The organism is Streptomyces viridiviolaceus (genome assembly GCF_014650995.1).
In the GTDB taxonomy this organism is placed as follows: domain Bacteria; phylum Actinomycetota; class Actinomycetes; order Streptomycetales; family Streptomycetaceae; genus Streptomyces; species Streptomyces viridiviolaceus.
The window spans coordinates 217,819-238,854 of the sequence record NZ_BMWA01000006.1; the positions used below are offsets into that span (position 1 = coordinate 217,819).

Annotated in this window: 16 protein-coding genes and 1 tRNA gene; 13 read left to right on the forward strand and 4 right to left on the reverse strand. The window is 71.4% G+C overall.

Going from position 1 to position 21,036, the window contains the following annotated elements:
• The first annotated feature begins 15 nt into the window (after window positions 1-15).
• Entirely contained in the window at window positions 16-2,508 is a 2,493-nt protein-coding gene (gene hrpB, locus IE260_RS10480) for an ATP-dependent helicase HrpB (protein WP_189870253.1), read from the forward strand.
• Window positions 2,509-2,548: 40 nt separating this feature from the next.
• On the opposite strand, the gene IE260_RS10485 is transcribed toward hrpB, so the two are convergent.
• On the reverse strand, window positions 2,549-4,342 hold the full coding sequence (locus IE260_RS10485) for a lytic transglycosylase domain-containing protein (protein WP_189870254.1): 1,794 nt from the start codon (window positions 4,340-4,342) through the stop codon (window positions 2,549-2,551).
• A 220-nt stretch (window positions 4,343-4,562) separates the two neighbouring features.
• Here IE260_RS10485 and IE260_RS10490 point away from each other — a divergent pair, with 220 nt between their 5' ends.
• Window positions 4,563-5,417, forward strand: a complete 855-nt coding sequence (locus IE260_RS10490; RefSeq protein WP_189870255.1) for a DUF4184 family protein — start codon at window positions 4,563-4,565, stop codon at window positions 5,415-5,417.
• On the opposite strand, the gene IE260_RS10495 is transcribed toward IE260_RS10490, so the two are convergent.
• Both IE260_RS10495 and polA read right to left on the reverse strand, forming a co-directional pair.
• Entirely contained in the window at window positions 5,338-5,751 is a 414-nt protein-coding gene (locus IE260_RS10495) for a hypothetical protein (protein WP_189870256.1), read from the reverse strand. The genes IE260_RS10490 and IE260_RS10495 overlap by 80 nt on opposite strands.
• Window positions 5,752-6,216: 465 nt before the next feature.
• Window positions 6,217-8,943 (reverse strand): DNA polymerase I, encoded by a 2,727-nt coding sequence (polA, locus tag IE260_RS10500; protein ID WP_189870257.1) that lies wholly within the window; start codon window positions 8,941-8,943, stop codon window positions 6,217-6,219.
• Between the two features lie 253 nt (window positions 8,944-9,196).
• On the opposite strand from polA, the gene IE260_RS10505 reads away from it, so the two are divergent.
• The 9 genes from IE260_RS10505 (at window position 9,197) to IE260_RS10545 (ending at window position 19,227) form a co-directional block, all read left to right on the forward strand.
• Entirely contained in the window at window positions 9,197-11,476 is a 2,280-nt protein-coding gene (locus tag IE260_RS10505) for an FdhF/YdeP family oxidoreductase (RefSeq protein ID WP_189870258.1), read from the forward strand.
• A 95-nt stretch (window positions 11,477-11,571) separates the two neighbouring features.
• A complete protein-coding gene (locus tag IE260_RS10510) occupies window positions 11,572-12,060 on the forward strand; it encodes a PaaI family thioesterase (RefSeq protein ID WP_189870259.1) in 489 nt (162 codons plus the stop codon).
• 76 nt (window positions 12,061-12,136) lie between these two features.
• Complete coding sequence (locus tag IE260_RS10515; RefSeq protein WP_189870260.1) at window positions 12,137-12,565, forward strand: hypothetical protein; 429 nt, start codon at window positions 12,137-12,139, stop codon at window positions 12,563-12,565.
• Window positions 12,562-13,179 carry a Tat pathway signal sequence domain protein gene (locus IE260_RS10520; RefSeq protein WP_189870479.1) on the forward strand — a complete coding sequence of 206 codons (618 nt, stop codon included), beginning with the start codon at window positions 12,562-12,564 and terminating at the stop codon, window positions 13,177-13,179. The genes IE260_RS10515 and IE260_RS10520 overlap by 4 nt, the downstream gene beginning before the upstream one ends.
• Window positions 13,180-13,467: 288 nt before the next feature.
• A complete protein-coding gene (locus tag IE260_RS10525) occupies window positions 13,468-14,706 on the forward strand; it encodes a branched-chain amino acid ABC transporter substrate-binding protein (protein ID WP_189870261.1) in 1,239 nt (412 codons plus the stop codon).
• Between the two features lie 124 nt (window positions 14,707-14,830).
• Window positions 14,831-15,763 carry a branched-chain amino acid ABC transporter permease gene (locus IE260_RS10530; RefSeq protein WP_189870262.1) on the forward strand — a complete coding sequence of 311 codons (933 nt, stop codon included), beginning with the start codon at window positions 14,831-14,833 and terminating at the stop codon, window positions 15,761-15,763.
• A gap of 5 nt (window positions 15,764-15,768) precedes the next feature.
• Entirely contained in the window at window positions 15,769-17,595 is a 1,827-nt protein-coding gene (locus IE260_RS10535) for a branched-chain amino acid ABC transporter permease (RefSeq protein ID WP_189870263.1), read from the forward strand.
• A gap of 4 nt (window positions 17,596-17,599) precedes the next feature.
• A complete protein-coding gene (locus tag IE260_RS10540) occupies window positions 17,600-18,514 on the forward strand; it encodes an ABC transporter ATP-binding protein (RefSeq protein WP_189870264.1) in 915 nt (304 codons plus the stop codon).
• Window positions 18,511-19,227, forward strand: a complete 717-nt coding sequence (locus IE260_RS10545) for an ABC transporter ATP-binding protein (protein ID WP_189870265.1) — start codon at window positions 18,511-18,513, stop codon at window positions 19,225-19,227. The genes IE260_RS10540 and IE260_RS10545 overlap by 4 nt, the downstream gene beginning before the upstream one ends.
• An 80-nt stretch (window positions 19,228-19,307) precedes the next feature.
• On the opposite strand, the gene IE260_RS10550 is transcribed toward IE260_RS10545, so the two are convergent.
• On the reverse strand, window positions 19,308-19,964 hold the full coding sequence (locus IE260_RS10550) for an ANTAR domain-containing response regulator (protein ID WP_189870266.1): 657 nt from the start codon (window positions 19,962-19,964) through the stop codon (window positions 19,308-19,310).
• Between the two features lie 102 nt (window positions 19,965-20,066).
• On the opposite strand from IE260_RS10550, the gene IE260_RS10555 reads away from it, so the two are divergent.
• Both IE260_RS10555 and IE260_RS10560 read left to right on the forward strand, forming a co-directional pair.
• Window positions 20,067-20,150, forward strand: a tRNA-Leu gene (locus IE260_RS10555).
• Between the two features lie 82 nt (window positions 20,151-20,232).
• Window positions 20,233-21,021 (forward strand): helix-turn-helix domain-containing protein, encoded by a 789-nt coding sequence (locus tag IE260_RS10560; protein ID WP_189870267.1) that lies wholly within the window; start codon window positions 20,233-20,235, stop codon window positions 21,019-21,021.
• Window positions 21,022-21,036: the final 15 nt, after the last annotated feature.

Sequence of the window (21,036 nt, forward strand, 5' to 3'; positions counted from 1 at the left end):
TACGACACTGGGGACGTGATCCGTTTCGACGCCCTGGACGCCCTGCCCGTACGCGGTGCCCTGCCCGCTCTGCACGATGCCCTGGAAGGCCGTGGCACCGCGGTTCTCGTCGCGCCGCCCGGCACCGGCAAGACGACGCTGGTGCCGCTCGCGCTGGCCGGGCTGCTGGGTGAGGGTCCGGCGCGGCGCGTGGTCGTCGCGGAGCCGCGGCGGATCGCGGCGCGGGCGGCGGCCCGGCGCATGGCGTGGCTGCTGGGCGAGCAGCCCGGCGGGAGCGTCGGGTACACCGTGCGCGGGGAGCGGGTCGTCGGGCGGCACACGCGCGTGGAGGTCGTCACGACCGGCGTGCTCCTGCAGCGGCTGCAGCGGGACCAGGAACTGGCCGGGGTGGACGCCGTGCTCCTCGACGAGTGCCACGAGCGGCATCTGGACGCGGACACGACGGCGGCGTTCCTGTGGGACGTGCGGCAGGCGCTGCGGCCGGACCTGCGGCTGGTGGCGGCGTCGGCGACGACCGACGCGGAGGGCTGGGCCCGGCTCCTGGGCGGGGCGCCGGTGGTCGAGGCACAGGGCGTGTCGCATCCGGTGGAGGTGGTGTGGGCGCCGCCGGCGCGTCCGGTCCGGCCGCCGCACGGGCTGCGCGTGGACCCGGCGCTGCTGACGCACGTGGCCTCGGTGGTCCGGCGGGCGCTGGCCGAGCGCGACGGCGACGTGCTGTGTTTCCTGCCGGGCGTGGGGGAGATCGCCCGGGTCGCGGGGCAGCTGGGGGGTGTCGGGGACGTCGAGGTGCTCCAGGTGCACGGGCGCGCGCCTGCGGCCGTGCAGGACGCCGTGCTGGCGCCCGGGGAGCGGCGCCGGGTGGTGCTGGCGACGTCGGTGGCCGAGTCGTCGCTGACGGTGCCGGGCGTACGGGTGGTGGTGGACGCGGGGCTGGCGCGGGAGCCTCGGGTGGATCACGCGCGCGGGCTGAGCGCGCTGACGACGGTACGGGCCTCGCGGGCGGCGGCACGGCAGCGGGCCGGGCGGGCGGGTCGCGAGGCGCCGGGTGCGGTGTACCGCTGCTGGACGGAGGCCGAGGACGCCCGCCTGCCGCGTTTCCCGGCTCCGGAGATCAAGGTGGCCGACCTGACGGCGTTCGCGCTGCAGGCGGCCTGCTGGGGCGACCCGGACGCGTCCGGGCTGGCCTTGCTGGACCCGCCGCCGGGCGGGGCGATGGCGGCGGCGCGGTCGGTGCTGGCCGCCGTGGGGGCGGTGGACTCCGCCGGACGGGCCACCGAGCGGGGCGCGCGGCTGGCTCGGCTGGGGCTGCATCCCCGGTTGGGGCGGGCGTTGCTCGACGCGGGCGCTTCGGACCCGGTGGCCGAGGTGGTCGCTCTGCTCAGCGAGGAGCCGCCGCGGGAGTACGGGGACGATCTCGCCGCCGCGCTGCGGACCGCTCGGCGCGGGGGTGACGCCTACGGACCACGGTGGCGGACCGAGGTGCGGCGGCTGCGGGCCGCCGCGGAGGAGTCGGCGCGGCCCGCGGAAGGGCCCACCGAGGACCGCCTCGTGGGCCTGGTGGCCGCCCTCGCCTTCCCCGAGCGGGTGGCCAGGAAGGACGGCGGTTCGTATCTCATGGTCTCCGGGACCCGGGCGGAGCTGCCGGACGGGTCGGCGCTGCGCGGGGCGCCCTGGATCGCCGTCGCCGTGGCCGACCGGCCCGTCGGCAAGGGACACGCGCGCGTGCAGCTCGGTGCTGCCGTCGACGAGGCGACGGCCCGGCTCGCGGCGGGGGCGCTGCTGGCGGAACGGGACGAGGTGCACTGGGCCGACGGCGACGTCGTGGCCCGGCGGGTCGAGCGGCTGGGCGCCGTCGAGCTGGCGGTGCGGCCGCTGACCGGCGCCGACCCCGGCCTCGTACGGAGCGCACTGGTGGAGGGGCTGCGGCAGGAGGGGCTCGGGCTGCTGCGCTGGTCGGCGGATGCGGAGGTCCTGCGCCGGCGGCTCGCCTTCCTGCGCCTGCACCTCGGGGAGCCCTGGCCCGACGTCCGCGACGACGCGCTCCACGCGCGCGTGGACGAGTGGCTGGAGCCCGAGCTCGGCAGGGCCCGGCGGCGGGCCGACCTGGCGCGGATCGACGCCGGGCAGGCGCTGTCACGGCTGCTGCCCTGGGCCTCCGGCGACGCGGCGCGGCTCGACGAGCTCGCTCCGGAGCGGATCACCGTGCCCTCCGGGTCCCGGATCCGGATCGACTACGGCGACCCGGAGCGGCCGGTCCTGGCGGTGAAGCTGCAGGAGATGTTCGGACTCCAGCGGTCACCCGAGATCGCCGGGGTGCCGCTGGTCGTCCATCTCCTCTCCCCCGCCGGCCGTCCGGCCGCCGTCACCGCCGACCTGGCCTCCTTCTGGAAGGACGGCTACAAGGGCGTACGGGCGGAGCTGCGCGGCCGGTATCCGAAGCATCCGTGGCCCGAGGACCCGGCCACCGCGGAGCCGACGCGGCACACCAAGGCGCGGCTGGGACGGTGACCCGGTCCGGGTGCGACCCCGGACCGGGGTCCGCGGAGGATCAGGCCTCGGGCTCGGTGGACGGGCTCGGCGAGGCCTCGGACGAGGAGCCGGTGGACGGGCTCGGCGACGGTTCGGGCTCGGTCACCTTCAGCTGGACGTCGAGCGTGGCGCCGCCCGCGGTGGTGAGGCGGAGCACGAACGTGCCGGTGGTGTCGTCCGCGTACAGCTTGGGCAGCGTCAGCAGGCCGGCGGCGTCCGTCCGCAGGCCGCTCAGGGTGCGTACGGCCTTGCCGTCGGCGTCCTTGAAGTAGGGGCCCTTGTCGTTCTGGGCCGGGTCGGTCGCCGACCTGACCAGCGTGGCGGTGACGGCGACCTTGTCCGCGGCGGCGCCCTTGTAGGTGGCCTTCACCTCGACCTGGTTCGCGAACTCGCCGCCCGGCGTGCAGGTGAGCGCGGTGGCGTCGGTGCGGGCGAGGGCGTCGGCGACGCGCTCGGTGACGGTGGCCTTGTAGTCGAGGCCGGGGACCGTGCGGCCGACGACGGTGGCACGGACCGTGAACGCCCCGGTCTTCTCACCGGCTCGCAGTGCGGGCGCGACGGCCACGCCGGAGCTGTTGGTGGTGACCGTGGCGACGGTCTCGCCGCCGGTGAACGTGGCGTCCGTCTCGCCGAGGATGGTGAAGCGGATCCGCACCTTGCCGACGGCCTTGCCGGCCTCGGTCTCGGCGCGGGTGCCGATCCTCTCGGTGAACGTGTCGCCCGCGGTCGCGGTGAGGCCCGCGGTGCCAGCGTTCTCCAGGTGGTGCACCGTGTCGGTGGGTGTGGGGACGGTCGTCGGGGGTTGCGAGCCGGGCGGGGTCGGGCTCGGGGCGCCGGGGCTGGAGGTGCCGGGGTCGGTGGGCTTGCCGGGGCCGGGCGTCGACGTGCCCGGCGTCTGCGGCTCGGACGAGGACCCGGAGCCGCCGTTCGAACCGGAGCCCGAACCCGTGCCCGGCGACGGGCTGGGACCGGCGCCCGGGGAGTCGTCGCTGCGGCCCACGGGCAGCGTGCCGGTGCCGTCGGGGATCTCGTGGGTGCCCCTGCGGTAGTACTCCAGCCACGACAGGACCGTGTGCAGGTAGTCCTGCGAGTTGTTGTAGCTGAGGATGGCGCGGTTGAGGTCGGCCTGGACCGACAGGTCCCAGCCGTTGCGGCACAGGTAGTGGCCGGCGGCGAGCGCGGCGTCGTAGATGTTGTTGGGGTCTTCCTTGCCGTCGCCGTTGCCGTCGCGGCCCGCCCACGCCCAGGTGGACGGGATGAACTGCATGGGTCCGACGGCGTTGTCGTAGCTGCTGTTGCCGTCGTAGACGCCGTTGTCGGTGTCCTTGATCAGCGCGAAGCCGTTGCCGTCGAGCTGCGGGCCGATGATCCGGCTGAGGGTGGTGCCCTCGGCGTCGACCCGGCCGCCGCGGGCCTGACCCGACTCCACCTTGCCGATGGCGGCGAGGAGTTGCCACGGCAGGTTGCAGCCCGGCTTGGCCGTGCGCAGCGCCGACTCGGCCTTCTTGTAGGCGTCGAGGACGGTCGCGGGGATGCCCGCCTCGGCCGGGCCCCGGGCGACGGGGGTGCCGACGGTCGGCGCGGGGCTCGGGCTGTTGAGCGGCGGCAGGTCCGTGTAGTACGGGGAGTTGCCGGTGGCGCTGTCGTCCGAGGGCGTGTCCGGCGTCGGCACGGTGTCGGCGGTGGTCCGTCTGCCGTGGCCGTCGGCCGTCACGTCGGGAGCCTGTGACGCGGACAGGGCCGCGACCGCGACCGCTGCCACGGTGGTGGTGACCGCCCCCTTGCGCAGCCTCCTGCCGAAATGCGCCGCCATAGAGTGAACCCCTCCCGTGGACGCCCTCGCGTCCGTCTCCGTCTGTCGTGCCCGCCCTGTTGTGACGATCTGCCGGCGCCGAGGGTTGCACCGCAACTTTCCGCGCGCGGTGCTCGTCTGTTCGATCGGTACGGCGCCGCAGGCGACCCTACGACAACTTCCTTGGCACGGGCACCCGTTCGTGCCCGATTTTCACCAGTTGGCCATGTGAGGAGCCACGTTGCCGTTCACCCTCAGTCATGCCGCCGCCGTGCTGCCCGCCGTGCGGACGGACGGAACGGGTCGGGGACGGCTCCTGCCGGCCGCGTTGGTGGCGGGCTCCTTCGCGCCCGACATGACCTATTACGCGGCGAGTTTCCTGTCCGGGGCGATGGAGTTCGGGGACGTCACGCACTCCTTCGGGGGCGTGCTCACCGTCGATGTGCTCATCGCCTGGGCGCTGGTGGGGCTGTGGCTGCTGGTGCGCGAGCCGCTGGTGGCGCTGCTGCCCCGAGGCCGGCGGGGACGTGTCGCCGCCCTGCTGCGCTGCGGGGCGCCACGCGCGCGCGTGGTGCCGTCCCTGGTGGCGCGGTGGTACGTGTCGGCGGTGCTGGGCGCGCTGACGCACGTGGTGTGGGACGCGTTCACCCATCTCGACCGGTGGGGGATGCGGGTGTTCCCCGTCCTGGGCCGGGAGATCGCCGGCTCGCCGCTCTACTGGTACCTGCAGTACGGCGGTTCGGCGGTGGCCGCCGTGGTGATCGCCGTGTTCCTGGCGCGGGCGCTGCGCCGGGCGCCCCGGGCCGAGCCGCCGGGGGTCCCGGCGCTGTCGGTGCGGGACCGGTGGTGGGCCGGGGCGGTGATCGGCGGCTGTGCGGTCGCCGGGGCGGTGCAGCGGGCGACCCGCTGGTGGGACTACTGGGGGGCCACCGCGAAGCCGTGGGAGCTGATCCCGACGGTGTGCTTCGGGGCGGGTGCGGGACTGGTGCCCGGACTGCTGCTGTACGCAGTGGCGGTCAGGACGCGGCGTCCGGTCCGGGGTCCCGGCGGCCCGGGAGACGTCGGTGTGGAGCCGGGCCGCTCTGTCGTGCGCTGAGGCTGTCGGCGGTCGCCACGAACACGGTGAAGGTCTGGGCGCGGCGGGTCCGCGGCAGCAGGGTGAGGGCGAGCGCCAGGTGACCGCGGGCCAGCTCGGCCCACAGGCGCCAGGCGGGCGCCTCGCGTGGGCCCGCGGTGGCCGGGGCCCGGCGGGCGAGTCCGCGGCGGAAGCCTGCCGTCGTGCGGCGCAGGGCCGTCGCGAGGGGGTTCGGGATGCGGGCGGTGCTTGCGCCCGGCGCGAAGACCGGGACCGGTAGAAGGGGCACGCAGGCGCGTCCGTCGGTGCTTGCCCGCGCCGGTGCCGTCCGGTGGTGGAGCATGCGTATACCCATGCCCGCATCCTCACGGGAGACGGGGGCGGGGGCTTTTTCGCGGGGGCCACCTGAGTGACGGGGCCTTCACCGCAGCTCGATACCGGGCCCGTACGCGAGAGCCCGGGTGGCCCGGCCCCCAGGGGCAGGCGGTCGGCGGTGCGAGAGGCCGGGGCCTCTGAGCCCCCGAGAAGCCGGGGGCTGCGGGACGCGCCTCCGTGCGGGCGCGGCTGGACGCCGAGGTGCCGACCGGATTCGCGGCCCGCACCTCAAGAGCGAGACCGCGTGGCGGCATCAGCCCCCGGGGTTCAGGGGCGACCGGCCCTGCCGTCCAGTGCCGGGGTCGGGCCGCGCACGCCCAGGGGCCGACGCCTCCGACCCGCACCGCAGCCGGCTCCAGAAGCCCGCGCCCGCGCCCGCGCCCGGAAACCGTGCCCTGGGGGCGACCCCACCGCCCCCGGGCCCGTGCCGCCCTACCGCCGGAGGCTAGTGCGCTGCCGACTCCCAGTCGGGGCCCACGCCCACCGAGACGCCCAGCGGGACGCTGAGCCGGACCGCGTCCGACATCTCGCGGCGGACGATCTCCTCGGCCGCGGCCCGCTCGCCGGGGGCGATCTCCAGGACGATTTCGTCGTGGACCTGGAGCAGCATGCGGGAGGTGAGGCCGGCCTCGCGCAGCGCCTTGTCCACGTTGAGCATGGCGATCTTGACGATGTCCGCCGCCGTGCCCTGGATCGGGGCGTTCAGGGCCATGCGCTCGGCCGCCTCGCGGCGCTGGCGGTTGTCGCTGTTGAGGTCGGGGAGGTAGCGGCGGCGGCCGAAGAGCGTCGCCGTGTAGCCCGTCGCCCGTGCCTCGTCGACCACGCGGCGCAGATAGTCCCGTACGCCGCCGAACCGCTCGAAGTAGGCGTCCATCAGGCCGCGCGCCTCGGCCGCCTCGATGTTCAGCTGCTGGGAGAGACCGAAGGCCGACAGACCGTAGGCCAGGCCGTAGGACATGGCCTTGATCTTGCGGCGCATCTCGGCGTCCACCGCGGAGGGGTCGACGGAGAAGACCTGGGCGGCGGCGGTGGTGTGCAGGTCCTCGCCGGAGGTGAACGCCTCGATCAGGCCGGCGTCCTCGGAGAGGTGGGCCATCACGCGCAGTTCGATCTGGCTGTAGTCGGCCGTCATCAGCGACTCGAAGCCCTCGCCGACGACGAAGCCCCGGCGGATCGCCCGGCCCTCGTCGGTGCGGACCGGGATGTTCTGCAGGTTCGGGTCCGTGGAGGACAGGCGGCCGGTCGCGGCGACGGTCTGGTTGAACGTGGTGTGGATCCGGCCGTCCGCGGCGATCGTCTTGATCAGGCCCTCGACGGTGACACGCAGCTTGGCCTGCTCACGGTGCCGGAGCATGATCACCGGCAGTTCGTTGTCCGTCTGGCCGGCCAGCCAGGCCAGGGCGTCGGCGTCCGTGGTGTAGCCGGTCTTGGTCTTCTTCGTCTTGGGCAGGTTCAGCTCGCCGAAGAGGACCTCCTGCAGCTGCTTGGGCGAGCCGAGGTTGAACTCGCGTCCGGCCGCCGCGTGCGCCTCCTTCACGGCCTGCTGCACCGCGCCCGCGAACATCTGCTCCATGGCCTGGAGGTGGTCCCGGTCGGCCGCGATGCCGTGCCGCTCCATGCGGGCCAGCAGCGCGGACGTGGGCAGTTCCATGTCGCGCAGCAGGTCCGCGGCGCCGACGTCCTCCAGGCGGCTCTCGAAGGCCTCGCCGAGGTCGAGGACGGCACGGGCCTGCACCATCAGCGCCTCGGCTTCGGCCGCGTCGTCCGCGCCGAAGGCCAGCTGGCCGTCGGCCGCGGCGGCGGGGGCCAGCTCGCGGTGCAGGTACTCCAGGGACAGCGCGTCCAGGTCGAAGGAGCGGCGGCCCGGCTTGACCAGGTAGGCGGCGAGCGCGGTGTCCATGCCCACGCCGGCGACGCCCCAGCCGTGCTCGGCGAAGACACGCATCGCGCCCTTGGCGTTGTGGAAGACCTTCGGCCGGTCGCCGTCGGACAGCCACGCCGCGAACGCCGTCTCGTCGGCCTCGTCCAGCTGGGACGGGTCGAACCAGGCGGCCTTTCCGTCGGGCGCGGCGAGCGCGACCTCGGCGACCGAGCCGGCGCCCAGCGCCCAGGCGTCGACCGTGGCGACGCCGAGGGTCTGCGTGGCGTGCTCGGCGAGCCAGCCCGCGAGCTCGCCCGTGCCCAGCACCGTGCCGTCCAGCTCGACACCGTCCGCCACGACCGGTGTGGCCTCGGCCTCCTCGGCACCGGGGTCGACGGCGAAGAGCCGCTCGCGCAGGGAGGGGTTGCGGATCTCCAGGGTGTCCAGGATCATCGCGACGCCCTTGCGGTCGTACGCGGTGCGCTCCAGGTCGGTGACGCTCCTCGCCAGCTCGACCTGCCGCTCCAGCTCCGTGAGCCGGCGGTTGAGCTTGACGGACTCCAGGTGGTCGCGGAGGTTCTGCCCGGCCTTGCCCTTGACCTCGTCGACGCGCTCGACCAGCTCCGCGAACGACCCGAACTGGTTGATCCACTTCGCGGCCGTCTTCTCGCCGACGCCCGGGATGCCCGGCAGGTTGTCGGACGGGTCGCCGCGCAGTGCCGCGAAGTCGGGGTACTGGGCGGGGGTCAGTCCGTACTTCTCGAAGACCTTCTCCGGGGTGAAGCGGGTCAGCTCGGAGACGCCCTTGGTCGGATAGAGGACCGTGGTGCGCTCGCTGACCAGCTGGAAGGAGTCCCGGTCGCCGGTGACGATCAGCACGTCGAAACCCTCGGCCTCGGCCTGCGTGGCGAGTGTGGCGATGACGTCGTCCGCCTCGAAGCCCTCGACGGCGAAACGCTGCACGTGCATGGCGTCGAGCAGCTCGCCGATCAGCTCGACCTGGCCCCTGAACTCGTCCGGGGTCTTGGAGCGGTTCGCCTTGTACTCCGTGAACTCCTCGGAGCGCCAGGTCTTGCGGGAGACGTCGAAGGCCACCGCGAAGTGCGTGGGCTCCTCGTCACGCAGCGTGTTGGCCAGCATCGACGCGAAGCCGTAGATCGCGTTGGTCGGCTGGCCCGTCGCGGTCGTGAAGTTCTCCGCGGGCAGCGCGAAGAACGCGCGGTACGCCAGCGAGTGCCCGTCCATGAGCATCAGGCGCGGGCGGGCGCCGCCGGAGGTGCTGTCGGTCTTCTTCGATGCTGTCTCTGCCACGCCCCCGATCCTGCCACGCCCCACTGACACTCGGCCCCGCGCTCGCGCTGCCGCGCCGCCCGGGCCCGTGCCGCCCGGCGGCAGTGACGGCACCGATGCCGCACGGTGGCGGTGGCGCTCCGGCCCACCGCCCGCCCGCCGTTGCCCGGCGCAAGCATTGCTCCCGCCCCGGGCACGACCGGCCGGCGTCGGTGTCGGCGGGGCGTGCGAGGATCGGAGACGTACCTCACACGTGGACGCGAAGGAGCGCGCGATGGCCACCAAGCCGCCCAAGAGTGATCCGGTCCAGGACGCTCCGCAGGTCAGCGAGCCGAAGCACGCGGCGGCGGGCATCCCTGCCATCGGCCACACCCTGCGCATCGCACAGCGGCAGATGGGTGTGAGGCGGACCGCGCTGACGCTGCTGAGCGTCAACCAGAAGGACGGCTTCGACTGCCCCGGCTGCGCCTGGCCGGAGCCGGACCACCGGCACAAGGCCGAGTTCTGCGAGAACGGCGCGAAGGCCGTGGCCGAGGAGGCCACCCTGCGCCGGGTCACCCCGGAGTTCTTCGCCGCGCACTCCGTCGCCGACCTCGCGACCCGCAGCGGCTACTGGCTGGGCCAGCAGGGCCGGCTCACGCACCCGGTGTACCTCCCGGAGGGCGGCGATCACTACGAGCCGGTCACCTGGGAGCGCGCCTTCGACATCGTCGCCGAGGAGATCGCCGCCCTGGACTCCCCCGACGAGGCGGTCTTCTACACCTCCGGGCGCACCAGCAACGAGGCGGCGTTCCTGTACCAGCTCTTCGCGCGCGAACTGGGCACCAACAACCTGCCGGACTGTTCGAACATGTGCCACGAGTCGTCCGGCTCGGCCCTGTCCGAGACGATCGGCATCGGCAAGGGCAGCGTCCTGCTGGAGGACCTGTACAAGGCCGACCTGATCATCGTGGCCGGCCAGAACCCGGGCACCAACCACCCGCGCATGCTCTCCGCCCTGGAGAAGGCGAAGGCGAACGGCGCGCGGATCATCAGCGTCAACCCGCTGCCCGAGGCCGGTCTGGAGCGCTTCAAGAACCCGCAGACCCCCAAGGGGCTGGCCACCGGCGCCGCGCTCACCGACCTGTTCCTGCAGATCCGCCTCGGCGGCGACCAGGCCCTGTTCCGGCTCCTCAACAAGCTGATCCTGCAGACGGAGGGCGCGGTCGACGAGGCGTTCGTCCGCGACCACACCCACGGCTACGAGGAGTTCGCCGAGGCCGCCCGCGCCGCCGATTGGGACGAGACGCTCACGGCGACCGGCCTCACGCGCGCGCAGATCGAGGAGGCGCTGCGCATGGTCCTCGCCTCCGAGCGGACCATCGTGTGCTGGGCGATGGGCCTCACCCAGCACAAGCACTCGGTGCCGACCATCCGCGAGGTCGTGAACTTCCTCCTCCTGCGCGGCAACATCGGCCGCCCGGGCGCGGGTGTCTGCCCGGTGCGCGGCCACTCCAACGTCCAGGGCGACCGCACGATGGGCATCTTCGAGCGCCCCGCCCCTGCCTTCCTGGACGCCCTGGAGAAGGAGTTCGGCTTCGCCCCGCCTCGCGAGCACGGCTACGACGTCGTACGGGCCATCCGCGCGCTGCGCGACGGCGAGGCGAAGGTCTTCTTCGCCATGGGCGGCAACTTCGTGTCGGCCTCCCCCGACACGGAGGTGACCGAGGCGGCCATGCGCCGCGCCCGCCTCACCGTGCACGTGTCGACGAAGCTGAACCGCTCGCACGCCGTCACGGGCGCGCGTGCCCTCGTCCTGCCCACCCTCGGACGCACCGAGCGCGACCTCCAGGGCAGCGGCGAGCAGTTCGTGACCGTCGAGGACTCCATGGGCATGGTGCACGCCTCGCGGGGCCGGCTGGAGCCCGCGAGCGCGCACCTGCTGTCGGAGCCGGCGATCGTGTGCCGGCTGGCCCGCCGGGTGCTCGGCGCGGACAGCAAGGTGCCGTGGGAGGAGTTCGAGAAGGACTACGCGACGATCCGGGACCGCATCGCGCGCGTGATCCCCGGGTTCGAGGACTTCAACGCGCGCGTGGCACACCCGGGAGGCTTCGCCCTCCCCCACGCCCCGCGCGACGAGCGCCGCTTCCCGACGGCCACCGGCAAGGCGAACTTCACCGCCGCGCCCGTGGAGTACCCCGAGGTGCCCGAGGGGCGGCTGCTGCTGCAGACGCTGCGCTCGCACGACCAGTACAACACCACGATCTACGGCCTGGACGACCGCTACCGGGGCATCAGGAACGGCCGCCGGGTCGTCCTGGTCAACCCCGAGGACGCCCGGGAGCTGGACGTCCGGGACGGCTCGTACGTCGACCTGGTCGGTGAGTGGACGGACGGTGTGGAGCGGCGGGCGCCCGGCTTCCGCGTCGTGCACTACCCGACGGCCCGGGGGTGTGCGGCCGCGTACTACCCGGAGACCAACGTCCTGGTGCCGCTGGACGCCACCGCGGACACCAGCAACACCCCGGCCAGCAAGTCCGTCGTGGTCCGTCTGGAACAATCGGCGACCGACTGAGCGTTTGCTCAGTCGTGCCGACCGGCCGTCTGGAGCCGGCCGGCACATCGCACACACGGATCAGACAGACGGATCAGGACGAACGGAGCCGGCCCATGGGCGAGCAGCAGCAGGTGCAGTTCCCGCAGGAGGTCATCGACGAGTACGCCGCGCTCGGCGTCGACCTGCCCGCCCTGTTCTCCGCGGGGCACCTCGGCACGCGGATGGGCGTGCAGATCGTCGAGGCGTCGGCCGAGCGCGTCGTCGGCACCATGCCGGTGGAGGGCAACACCCAGCCGTACGGACTGCTGCACGGCGGCGCCTCGGCGGTGCTGGCCGAGACGCTCGGGTCGGTCGGCGCGATGCTCCACGGCGGCAGCTCCAAGATCGCCGTCGGCGTCGACCTGAACTGCACCCACCACCGCGGGGTCCGCTCCGGCCTCGTCACGGGCGTGGCCACGCCCGTGCACCGGGGCCGGACGACGGCGACGTACGAGATCGTGATCAGCGACGAGCAGGACCGGCGGGTGTGCAGCGCCCGGCTGACCTGCCTGCTGCGGGACGTGACCCCCGGCGACGCCGACAAGGTGGGCGCGGCGGGCTGAACCGGGCCGCGGCGCGGCGGACGGGGGCGCCCGCGGCACCATTGCCCCCGGCCACCGGCCGCCTTAGCGTCGTGGGATGCGACGGGGAGGAACCCCCCGGCCGGGGGGCACGGCAGGCAGGCTGCGGTTCGCCCTCGGACCGGCGCTGCTGACCGTCGCATTGGCGGCCGGCTGCGCCGACTCCGGTCCCCCACAGGCCGGTTCCGGCACCGCGGCGACCGGTTCGGCGTCGCCCTCACGGACCATGACCGACGCGGAACTGTGCGCACGGGTCGTCGGTCACTGGTCGCGCGAGGTGCTGGACGGCGGCACCTACGGCGACTACCAGTCGATGGGGCTGTCCGACCGGCAGTACGGCATCCTGCGGGAGGTCGTGGACGCTGCACGGACCGTGAAGAGGCGTCAGGGACCCGGTGCGGCAGAGGAGTTGATCGACCGCAGGGCGCGTGAGGAGTGCGCCGAGCGCTACCGCGACGGCGGTCCGAGCAAGGGTCCGTGGAGTTGAGCGGCGCCGGCCCCGTCGAACCCGGCGAGGGCACACACGCGTGGGAGACCCCGGACGGCCCCCGCCCCTCCGCCCGGCCGCGCGGACCTCTCGCCCGGCGCTACGACCGGCACCGCCGCGCCGTCCACTCGGCCCTCGCGGCCCTCGTGGTGCTGGCGGGCGGCGGATACCTGTACGCCACCCGGCCGCAGCCGGAGCGACCGCCGGCCACCCCGCCGCCCTACCCCTCGCAGGTCGTCGACATCACCTACCTGGAGCCGGTGCCCAGCCCCGGCAACGCTCCGACCAGCAGCTTCAGCTTCGCGGTCCTGCTGAGCGTCGAGTCCGGCCCGTCCGTCACCGTGACGCGGATAGCCCAGCCCTACCCCGGCCTTTCGGTGACCTCCGCCCCTGCGGCACCTTTCCAGACAAAGGCAGATTCCGCACGCAAGATCACCATCACCATGCGGGTGACGGAATGCGGAAAAGCACCATGGAACGCCGGACTCCCTTTCCTGGACGTAACACTGCGTAATACACGCGCAATACAAGTCCACAGTTTCATCCTCGGGCAGCGCTATGCACAGCACCTCTCCGATGCCCTACAGGTCGCCTGCAGCAACGATTCCGCGTAATCACCAAAACACCCGAGACACCTGAACACGCCCGGCCGATCCTGCGAGTTCTCACTATGTGGACCGGGCGAATCGGCCTGAATTCCGCCCTTCTTCCCAGCCAGTACCGCTCTGCATTACCCCGTGTCATAACAAGAGCGTCACAGCCTCTGTCAGACCCTCCTCCACGTTCCCCACACACGCTTAGAGTCACGGCCAGTCACCGCGCCGTCGGATTGTCACTTCCGCCCAGCGCTCGACTCGGCCGTCTCCACGGGGAAACGGCTGTGCCAGGGGAAAGGACTGATCGTGCGTCAACGTTCGCTCATCGCCATCACCGCCGCTCTGGCGGCGGGAGCGCTCACCCTCACCGCCTGCGGCTCGCGCGACGACGACGGCGGCGGCTCCGATTCCGGTAACGGCGGCGGCGGCACCACCGTCGTCATCGGCGTCGACGCCCCGCTGACCGGCGACCTGTCCGCGCTGGGCCTCGGCATCAAGAACTCGGTGGACCTCGCGGCCAAGACGGCCAACAAGGACAACTACGTCGAGGGCATCAAGTTCGAGATCGAAGCCCTCGACGACCAGGGCCAGCCCTCGGTCGGCCAGCAGAACGCCACCAAGCTCGTCGCCAACGACGACGTCCTCGGTGTCGTCGGCCCGCTGAACTCGTCCGTCGGCGAGTCCATGCAGAAGGTCTTCGACACGGCCAAGCTGGTCGAGGTCTCCCCGGCCAACACCAACCCCGCGCTCACGCAGGGCGTGGACTGGCAGACCAAGAAGGTCCGGCCGTACAAGTCGTACTTCCGCACCGCGACCACGGACGCCATCCAGGGCCCGTTCGCCGCGCAGTACGTCTACAACGACTCCAAGAAGAAGAAGGTCTTCGTCATCGACGACAAGAAGACCTACGGCGCCGGTCTGGCCGCCACCTTCAGCGAGGAGTTCAAGAAGCTCGGCGGCAAGGTCGTCGGCACCGAGCACATCAACCCGGACACCAAGGACTTCAACGCCGTCGCCACCAAGGTCAAGAACTCCGGTGCCGACGTCGTCTACTACGGCGGCGAATACCCGCAGGCCGGCCCGCTCAGCAAGCAGATCAAGGCCGCCGGCGCGAAGATCCCGCTGGTCGGCGGTGACGGCATCTACAGCGCCGACTTCATCAAGCTCGCCGGCGCCAGCGGCACCGGCGACCTCGCCACCTCCGTCGGCGCGCCGGTCGAGGAGCTCCCCTCCGCCAAGGAGTTCGTCGCCAACTACAAGGCCGCCGGATACAAGGAGGCCTACGAGGCGTACGGCGGCTACTCCTACGACTCCGCCTGGGCGATCATCGAGGCCGTCAAGAAGGTCGTCGAGGACAACGACGGCAAGCTTCCCGACGACGCCCGCGCCAAGGTCGTGGACGCCATGCAGAACGTCTCCTTCGACGGAGTGACCGGCAAGGTCTCCTTCGACGAGTTCGGTGACGCGACGAACAAGCAGCTCACCGTGTACGCCGTCGAGAACGGTGCCTGGAAGTCGGTGAAGTCCGGCACCTACACCGGCTGACCCACCTCCCGCATCACCGATCACGTGATCACGAGCCGCGCGGGGCGCTGTTCCACAGGCGCCCCGCGCGGACTCGCATCCGGCCACATCCGTCGATAGTTCCGAAAGTCTCGGAGGACATGCGGTGAACGAACTGCCGCAGCAGCTGGTCAACGGCCTGCTACTGGGATCCATGTACGGGCTGGTCGCCATCGGCTACACAATGGTCTATGGCATCGTCCAGCTCATCAACTTCGCCCACGGCGAGATCTTCATGACCGGCGCCTTCGGCGCACTCACGGTCTATCTCTACATCCTGCCCGACGGCACCTCCATGCTGATCGCCCTTCCCCTGATGCTCATCGGCGCCATGGTGGTCTCCGTCACCGTGGCCGTCGGGGCGGAACGGTTCGCCTACCGCCCGTTGCGCGGCGCCCCCCGCCTCGCGCCCCTCATCACCGCCATCGGCCTCTCCCTCGCCCTCCAGCAGGCCGTGTGGGCCTGGTACCCCGGAGCCAAGTCGAAGATCAGCTTCCCGCAGATCGACGGCGGCCCGTTCCACATCGGCAGTGTCACGATCCAGACCGGTGACATCTTCCTGCTGATCGCCGCCCCCATCAGCATGGCCATCCTCGCCTTCTTCGTGATGCGCACCCGCACCGGCCGCGGCATGCAGGCCACCGCGCAGGACCCGGACACCGCCAAGCTGATGGGCATCAACACCGACCGCATCATCGTGGTCGCCTTCGCCCTCGGCGCCCTCTTCGCCGCCGTCGGAGCCGTCGCCAACGGCCTGAAGTACGGCGACATCGACTTCCGGATGGGCTTCATCCTCGGCCTCAAGGCATTCACGGCGGCCGTCCTCGGCGGCATCGGCAACATCTACGGCGCCATGATCGGCGGCGTCGTACTCGGCGTCGCCGAGACCCTGGCCACCGCCTTCATCGCCGACGTACCCGGTCTGGACAAGCTCGGCAGCCAGTCCTGGGCGGACGTCTGGGCCTTCATCCTCCTCATCCTCGTGCTGCTGTTCAGGCCACAGGGCCTGCTCGGCGAACGCGTTGCGGACAGGGCGTGACACCGATGACCACACAGACCACCGCTCCGAAGACCGCCGGCGCCTCCGCCGCGACCGACACCTCCGGCCTCATCGGCATACCCCCGCACATCGGCCGCGCCCTCGCCACCGGCGGCGGCGTCCTCACCGTCGTCTCCACCTTCCTGGCCTGGACCTGGACCGCCGAGTTCCCCGGCGACCTCACCGTCTACGGCTACCCGGGCGGCCTGCAGGTCCTGGTCCTCATCGCCGGCGCCCTCACCACCCTGTTCGGCCTCGCCTCGTACGGCGTCAAGGGACTGCGCTGGCTGGTGCCCGCCGGCGCCGACGCGGCACTCAAGTTCGCCGCGCTCGCCGCCTTCGCCACCACCTGGTACACCGTCATCGCGATCAGCGCCCAGCTCGGCGGCCTGGTCAACCTGGAGCCCGGCGGCTACATCGCGGCCGTCGCCACCCTGATCGCGGTCCTCGGCTCGCTCGCCCTGCCCTTCGAACGCCCCGAACCGGACCCGTTCGACCCCGACGACACAGGCTGGGAGCAGTTCAAGCACACCACCGCCCACAACTGGCAGACCGTCAGGGCCGCCTTCGCCACCGGCAGCGCGCGTCCCGTGCGCCCCCTGTCCTCCTACGTCGAGATCCTGATCATCGTCGCGATCCTCGCCATCGCCCTGCTCGTCTTCACCTACGGCATCGGCACCGAGTACGACGAACTCTTCGTGGGCTTCCTGATCACCGCCGGCCTCGGCTTCGCCGCCCTCAACAAGGCCGGACTGGTCGCCCAGGCCACCGAGATCACCTCCCGGCACCAGAACATCACCGTCTGCGGCGCCTTCGTCGCGGCCGCCTGCTTCCCCTTCACCCAGTCCGACGACCAGTACGCCACCCTCGGCGTCTACATCCTCATCTTCGCCACGGTCGCCCTCGGCCTGAACATCGTCGTCGGCCTCGCGGGCCTGCTCGACCTCGGCTACGTCGCCTTCCTCGGCGTCGGCGCCTACGCGGCCGCGCTGGTCTCCGGTTCGCCCAGCTCGCCCTTCGACGTCCACTTCCCCTTCTGGGCCGCAGTCATCGTCGGCGCCGTCGCATCCCTGATCTTCGGTGTCCTGATCGGCGCCCCCACCCTGCGGCTGCGCGGCGACTACCTCGCCATCGTGACCCTCGGCTTCGGTGAGATCTTCCGCATCACCGCCAACAACCTCGACGGCACCTCCGGACCGGACCTCACCAACGGCTCCAACGGCGTCTCGTCCATCCCCGACCTCAAGATCCTCGGCTTCGACCTCGGGACCCAGCACGACATCGGCGGCTTCACCATCGGCCGGTTCGCCAACTACTTCTTCCTGATGCTCATCATCACGGCCGTCGTCGTCCTCGTCTTCCGGCGCAGCGGCGACTCCCGCATCGGCCGTGCCTGGGTCGCCATCCGCGAGGACGAGACCGCGGCCCTGGCCATGGGCATCAACGGCTTCCGCGTCAAACTCATCGCGTTCGCCGTCGGCGCCACCCTCGCCGGCCTGGCCGGCACCGTACAGGCGCACGTGACCTACACGGTCACGCCCGAGCAGTACCTCTTCGCGGGTACCACCCCGCCCAACTCCGCCTTCCTGCTCGCCGCGGTCGTGCTCGGCGGCATGGGCACCATCGCGGGACCGCTCATCGGTGCCTCGCTGCTCTTCCTGATCCCCAACAAGCTCCAGTTCCTCGGCGACTACCAGCTCTTCGCCTTCGGACTCGCGCTCGTCCTGCTCATGCGCTTCCGTCCGGAAGGTCTCATCGCCAACAGGCGCCGCAAGCTGGAATTCCACGAAGAGGCCGAAGCGCCCACCACCCTGAGCAAGACAGGGGCCTGACCACATGACCACCGACACCACCACCAAGGACACCACCCCGGGCACCCCCGCCCCCGGCACCACCGTCCTCGACGCACGCGGCGTCACCATGCGCTTCGGCGGCCTGACCGCCGTGAACGGCGTCGACCTCACCGTCAACAGCGGCGAGATCGTCGGTCTCATCGGCCCCAACGGCGCCGGCAAGACCACCTTCTTCAACTGCCTGACCGGCCTGTACATCCCCACCGAGGGCGAGGTCCGCTACAAGGGCCGGGTCCTTCCGGCCAAATCCTTCAAGGTGACGGCCGCCGGCATCGCCCGGACCTTCCAGAACATCCGCCTGTTCGCCAACATGACGGTGCTGGAGAACGTCCTCGTCGGCCGCCACACCCGCACCAAGGAAGGCTTCTGGTCGGCCGTCCTGCGCGGACCCGGCTTCCACAAGGCGGAGGCCGCCTCCCGAGAACGCGCCATGGAACTGCTGGAGTTCGTCGGCCTCGCCGACAAGGCCGACCACCTCGCACGGAACCTGCCCTACGGCGAGCAGCGCAAGCTGGAGATCGCCCGCGCACTCGCCAGTGAACCGGGCCTGCTGCTCCTGGACGAGCCGACGGCCGGCATGAACCCCCAGGAGACCCGGGCCACCGAGGAACTCGTCTTCGCCATCCGCGACAAGGGCATCGCCGTCCTCGTCATCGAGCACGACATGCGGTTCATCTTCAACCTCTGCGACCGCGTCGCCGTCCTCGTCCAGGGCCAGAAGCTCATCGAAGGCGACAGCGCGACCGTCCAGGGCGACGAACGGGTCATCGCCGCCTACCTCGGCGAGCCCCTGGACAACGACCCCGGCGCGGCCGAGGCCGCCGAGGTGGAGGCCGCCGAGGCCGCCCAGGCCGACACCACCACGGACAACGCGGCCGGCAAGGAGAACGACCGATGACCGCTCTGCTCGAGGTCGAGGACCTCCGCGTCGCCTACGGCAAGATCGAAGCCGTCAAGGGCATCTCCTTCAAGGTCGACGCCGGTGAGGTGGTCACCCTCATCGGCACCAACGGCGCCGGCAAGACCACCACCCTGCGCACCCTGTCGGGCCTCCTCAAGCCGGTCGGCGGCCAGATCAAGTTCGGGGGCAAGTCGCTCAAGAAGGTCCCCGCCCACGAGATCGTCTCCCTGGGACTCGCCCACTCCCCCGAGGGGCGGCACATCTTCCCGCGCATGACGATCGAGGACAACCTCCGCCTCGGCGCCTTCCTCCGCAGCGACAAGCCCGGCATCGAGAAGGACATCCAGCGCGCCTACGACCTCTTCCCCATCCTCGGCGAACGCCGCAAGCAGGCCGCGGGCACCCTCTCCGGCGGCGAGCAGCAGATGCTCGCCATGGGCCGCGCCCTCATGTCCCAGCCCAAGCTGCTCATGCTCGACGAACCCTCCATGGGCCTCTCGCCGATCATGATGCAGAAGATCATGGCGACCATCGCCGAGCTGAAGTCCCAGGGCACCACCATCCTGCTCGTCGAGCAGAACGCCCAGGCCGCCCTCTCCCTCGCCGACCACGCCCACGTCATGGAGGTCGGCAACATCGTCCTGTCCGGCACCGGCCAGGACCTCCTCCACGACGAGTCCGTCCGCAAGGCGTACCTCGGCGAGGACTGACACCGACGGCCGCGCGTACGACGAGGCCCGCGCCCCCTGCCGGTCAGGGGACGCGGGCCTCACCCACACCTCGGGGCGTCTCAGCCCTTGGACGCCTTCTTCTCCTCGGCGTCCTGGATGACCGCCTGGGCCACCTGCTGCATCGACATCCGCCGGTCCATCGACGTCTTCTGGATCCACCGGAACGCGGCCGGCTCGGTCAGCCCGTACTCCGTCTGCAGCACCGACTTCGCCCGGTCCACCAGCTTCCGCGTCTCCAGCCGCTGGGAGAGGTCCGCGACCTCCTTCTCCAACGCCTTCAGCTCCGTGAACCGCGAGACGGCCATCTCGATCGCCGGGACGACGTCACTCTTGCTGAACGGCTTCACGAGATACGCCATCGCCCCGGCGTCCCGGGCCCGCTCCACCAGGTCGCGCTGCGAGAACGCGGTCAGCATCAGCACCGGCGCGATGCCCTCCTCCGCGATCTTCTCGGCCGCGGAGATGCCGTCCAGCTTCGGCATCTTCACGTCCAGGATCACCAGGTCCGGCTGGTGCTCCCGCGCCAGCTCGACGGCCTGCTCACCGTCACCGGCCTCACCGACGACCGAGTAGCCCTCCTCCTCCAGCATCTCTTTGAGATCGAGCCGGATGAGCGCCTCGTCCTCGGCGATGACGACACGGGTCGTCAGCGGAGGCACGTGCGACTTGTCGTCTTCGGGCACGTCTACGGGCTGGGGCGACTCGGGGGCGGTCACGTGGCGCTCCTTGTTCCGGGGCAGGCAGTACTGCTCCCAAGAGCCTACCTAGCTGCGACGGGTCGAGGTGAACCGGTACACTTCGCAGCGGTCGCCAATCTTGCCCGGTTGGAGGAACTGGTCAGACTCGCGGCACTCAAAATGCCGTGCCCTTTGGGCATGTGGGTTCGAATCCCACACCGGGCACATACAGAAGCGGAGGCTCACGTTCTCGTGAACCTCCGCTTTTTGCTGCACGTCTTCCCCCTTGGTGACGCACGGTAATCGCATGAACTTCCACAGCACTGACGTGCGACAGAAGGCCCTCACACTGCTGCGCGGCGGCGCAAAGAACGCGGATGTGGCGCGCAAACTGAACGTTCCGGCGGGCACCATCAGCTACTGGAAACACCTGGACCGGGCCAAGCGGGGCGAGTGCCCAGGCAAGCATGACCCGAGCTGCCCCAGGTGTCATGGGCGGGAACTGGACGAGCCCGCCTATAGCTACTTACTGGCTCTCTACCTCGGCGACGGCCACATCAGCCACTACTCCGAGCACCGTGTACCCAACCTCATGATCACCTGCGCCGACTCGTGGCCCGGGCTCATGGACGACTGCGAACAGGCCATGCGCACGGTCTTCCCCGACAGCTCAGTCTGTCGTGTCCGTAAGACCGGCTGCTGCAACGTGAAGGTCTACTCGAAGCACCTGCACTGTCTCTTCCCTCAGCACGGCCCCGGCAAAAAGCACAACCGCATCATTGCACTCGACCCCTGGCAGCAGGAGATCGTCGACGCCCACCCCTGGGAGTTCATCCGGGGCTTGATCCACTCCGACGGCTGCCGGATCAGCAACTGGACGACTCGCCTCGTGGGCGGCGTGCGCAAGCGGTACGAGTATCCGCGGTATCTCTTCGCCAACAAGTCGGACGACATCCGGAAGCTGTTCACGGACACTCTCGACAAGGTCGGTGTCGAGTGGACGACCCTCGCCCGCGGCAGCGACCCCTTCAACATTTCCGTCGCCCGCAAAGCCTCCGTGACCCTCATGGACGCCCACGTGGGCCCCAAGTACTGACCCGGGACCCGTGCC

Bases quoted from the DNA above. Each gene is read 5' to 3' on its own strand.
- IE260_RS10515 (WP_189870260.1), top strand. From the start codon at position 12,137: ATGCGACGGGGAGGAACCCCCCGGCCGGGGGGCACGGCAGGCAGGCTG.
- IE260_RS10510 (WP_189870259.1), top strand. From the start codon at position 11,572: ATGGGCGAGCAGCAGCAGGTGCAGTTCCCGCAGGAGGTCATCGACGAG.
- IE260_RS10560 (WP_189870267.1), top strand. From the start codon at position 20,233: ATGAACTTCCACAGCACTGACGTGCGACAGAAGGCCCTCACACTGCTG.
- IE260_RS10540 (WP_189870264.1), top strand. From the start codon at position 17,600: ATGACCACCGACACCACCACCAAGGACACCACCCCGGGCACCCCCGCC.
- IE260_RS10485 (WP_189870254.1), bottom strand. From the start codon at position 4,342: ATGGCGGCGCATTTCGGCAGGAGGCTGCGCAAGGGGGCGGTCACCACC.
- IE260_RS10495 (WP_189870256.1), bottom strand. From the start codon at position 5,751: ATGGGTATACGCATGCTCCACCACCGGACGGCACCGGCGCGGGCAAGC.
- IE260_RS10545 (WP_189870265.1), top strand. From the start codon at position 18,511: ATGACCGCTCTGCTCGAGGTCGAGGACCTCCGCGTCGCCTACGGCAAG.
- IE260_RS10505 (WP_189870258.1), top strand. From the start codon at position 9,197: ATGGCCACCAAGCCGCCCAAGAGTGATCCGGTCCAGGACGCTCCGCAG.
- IE260_RS10535 (WP_189870263.1), top strand. From the start codon at position 15,769: ATGACCACACAGACCACCGCTCCGAAGACCGCCGGCGCCTCCGCCGCG.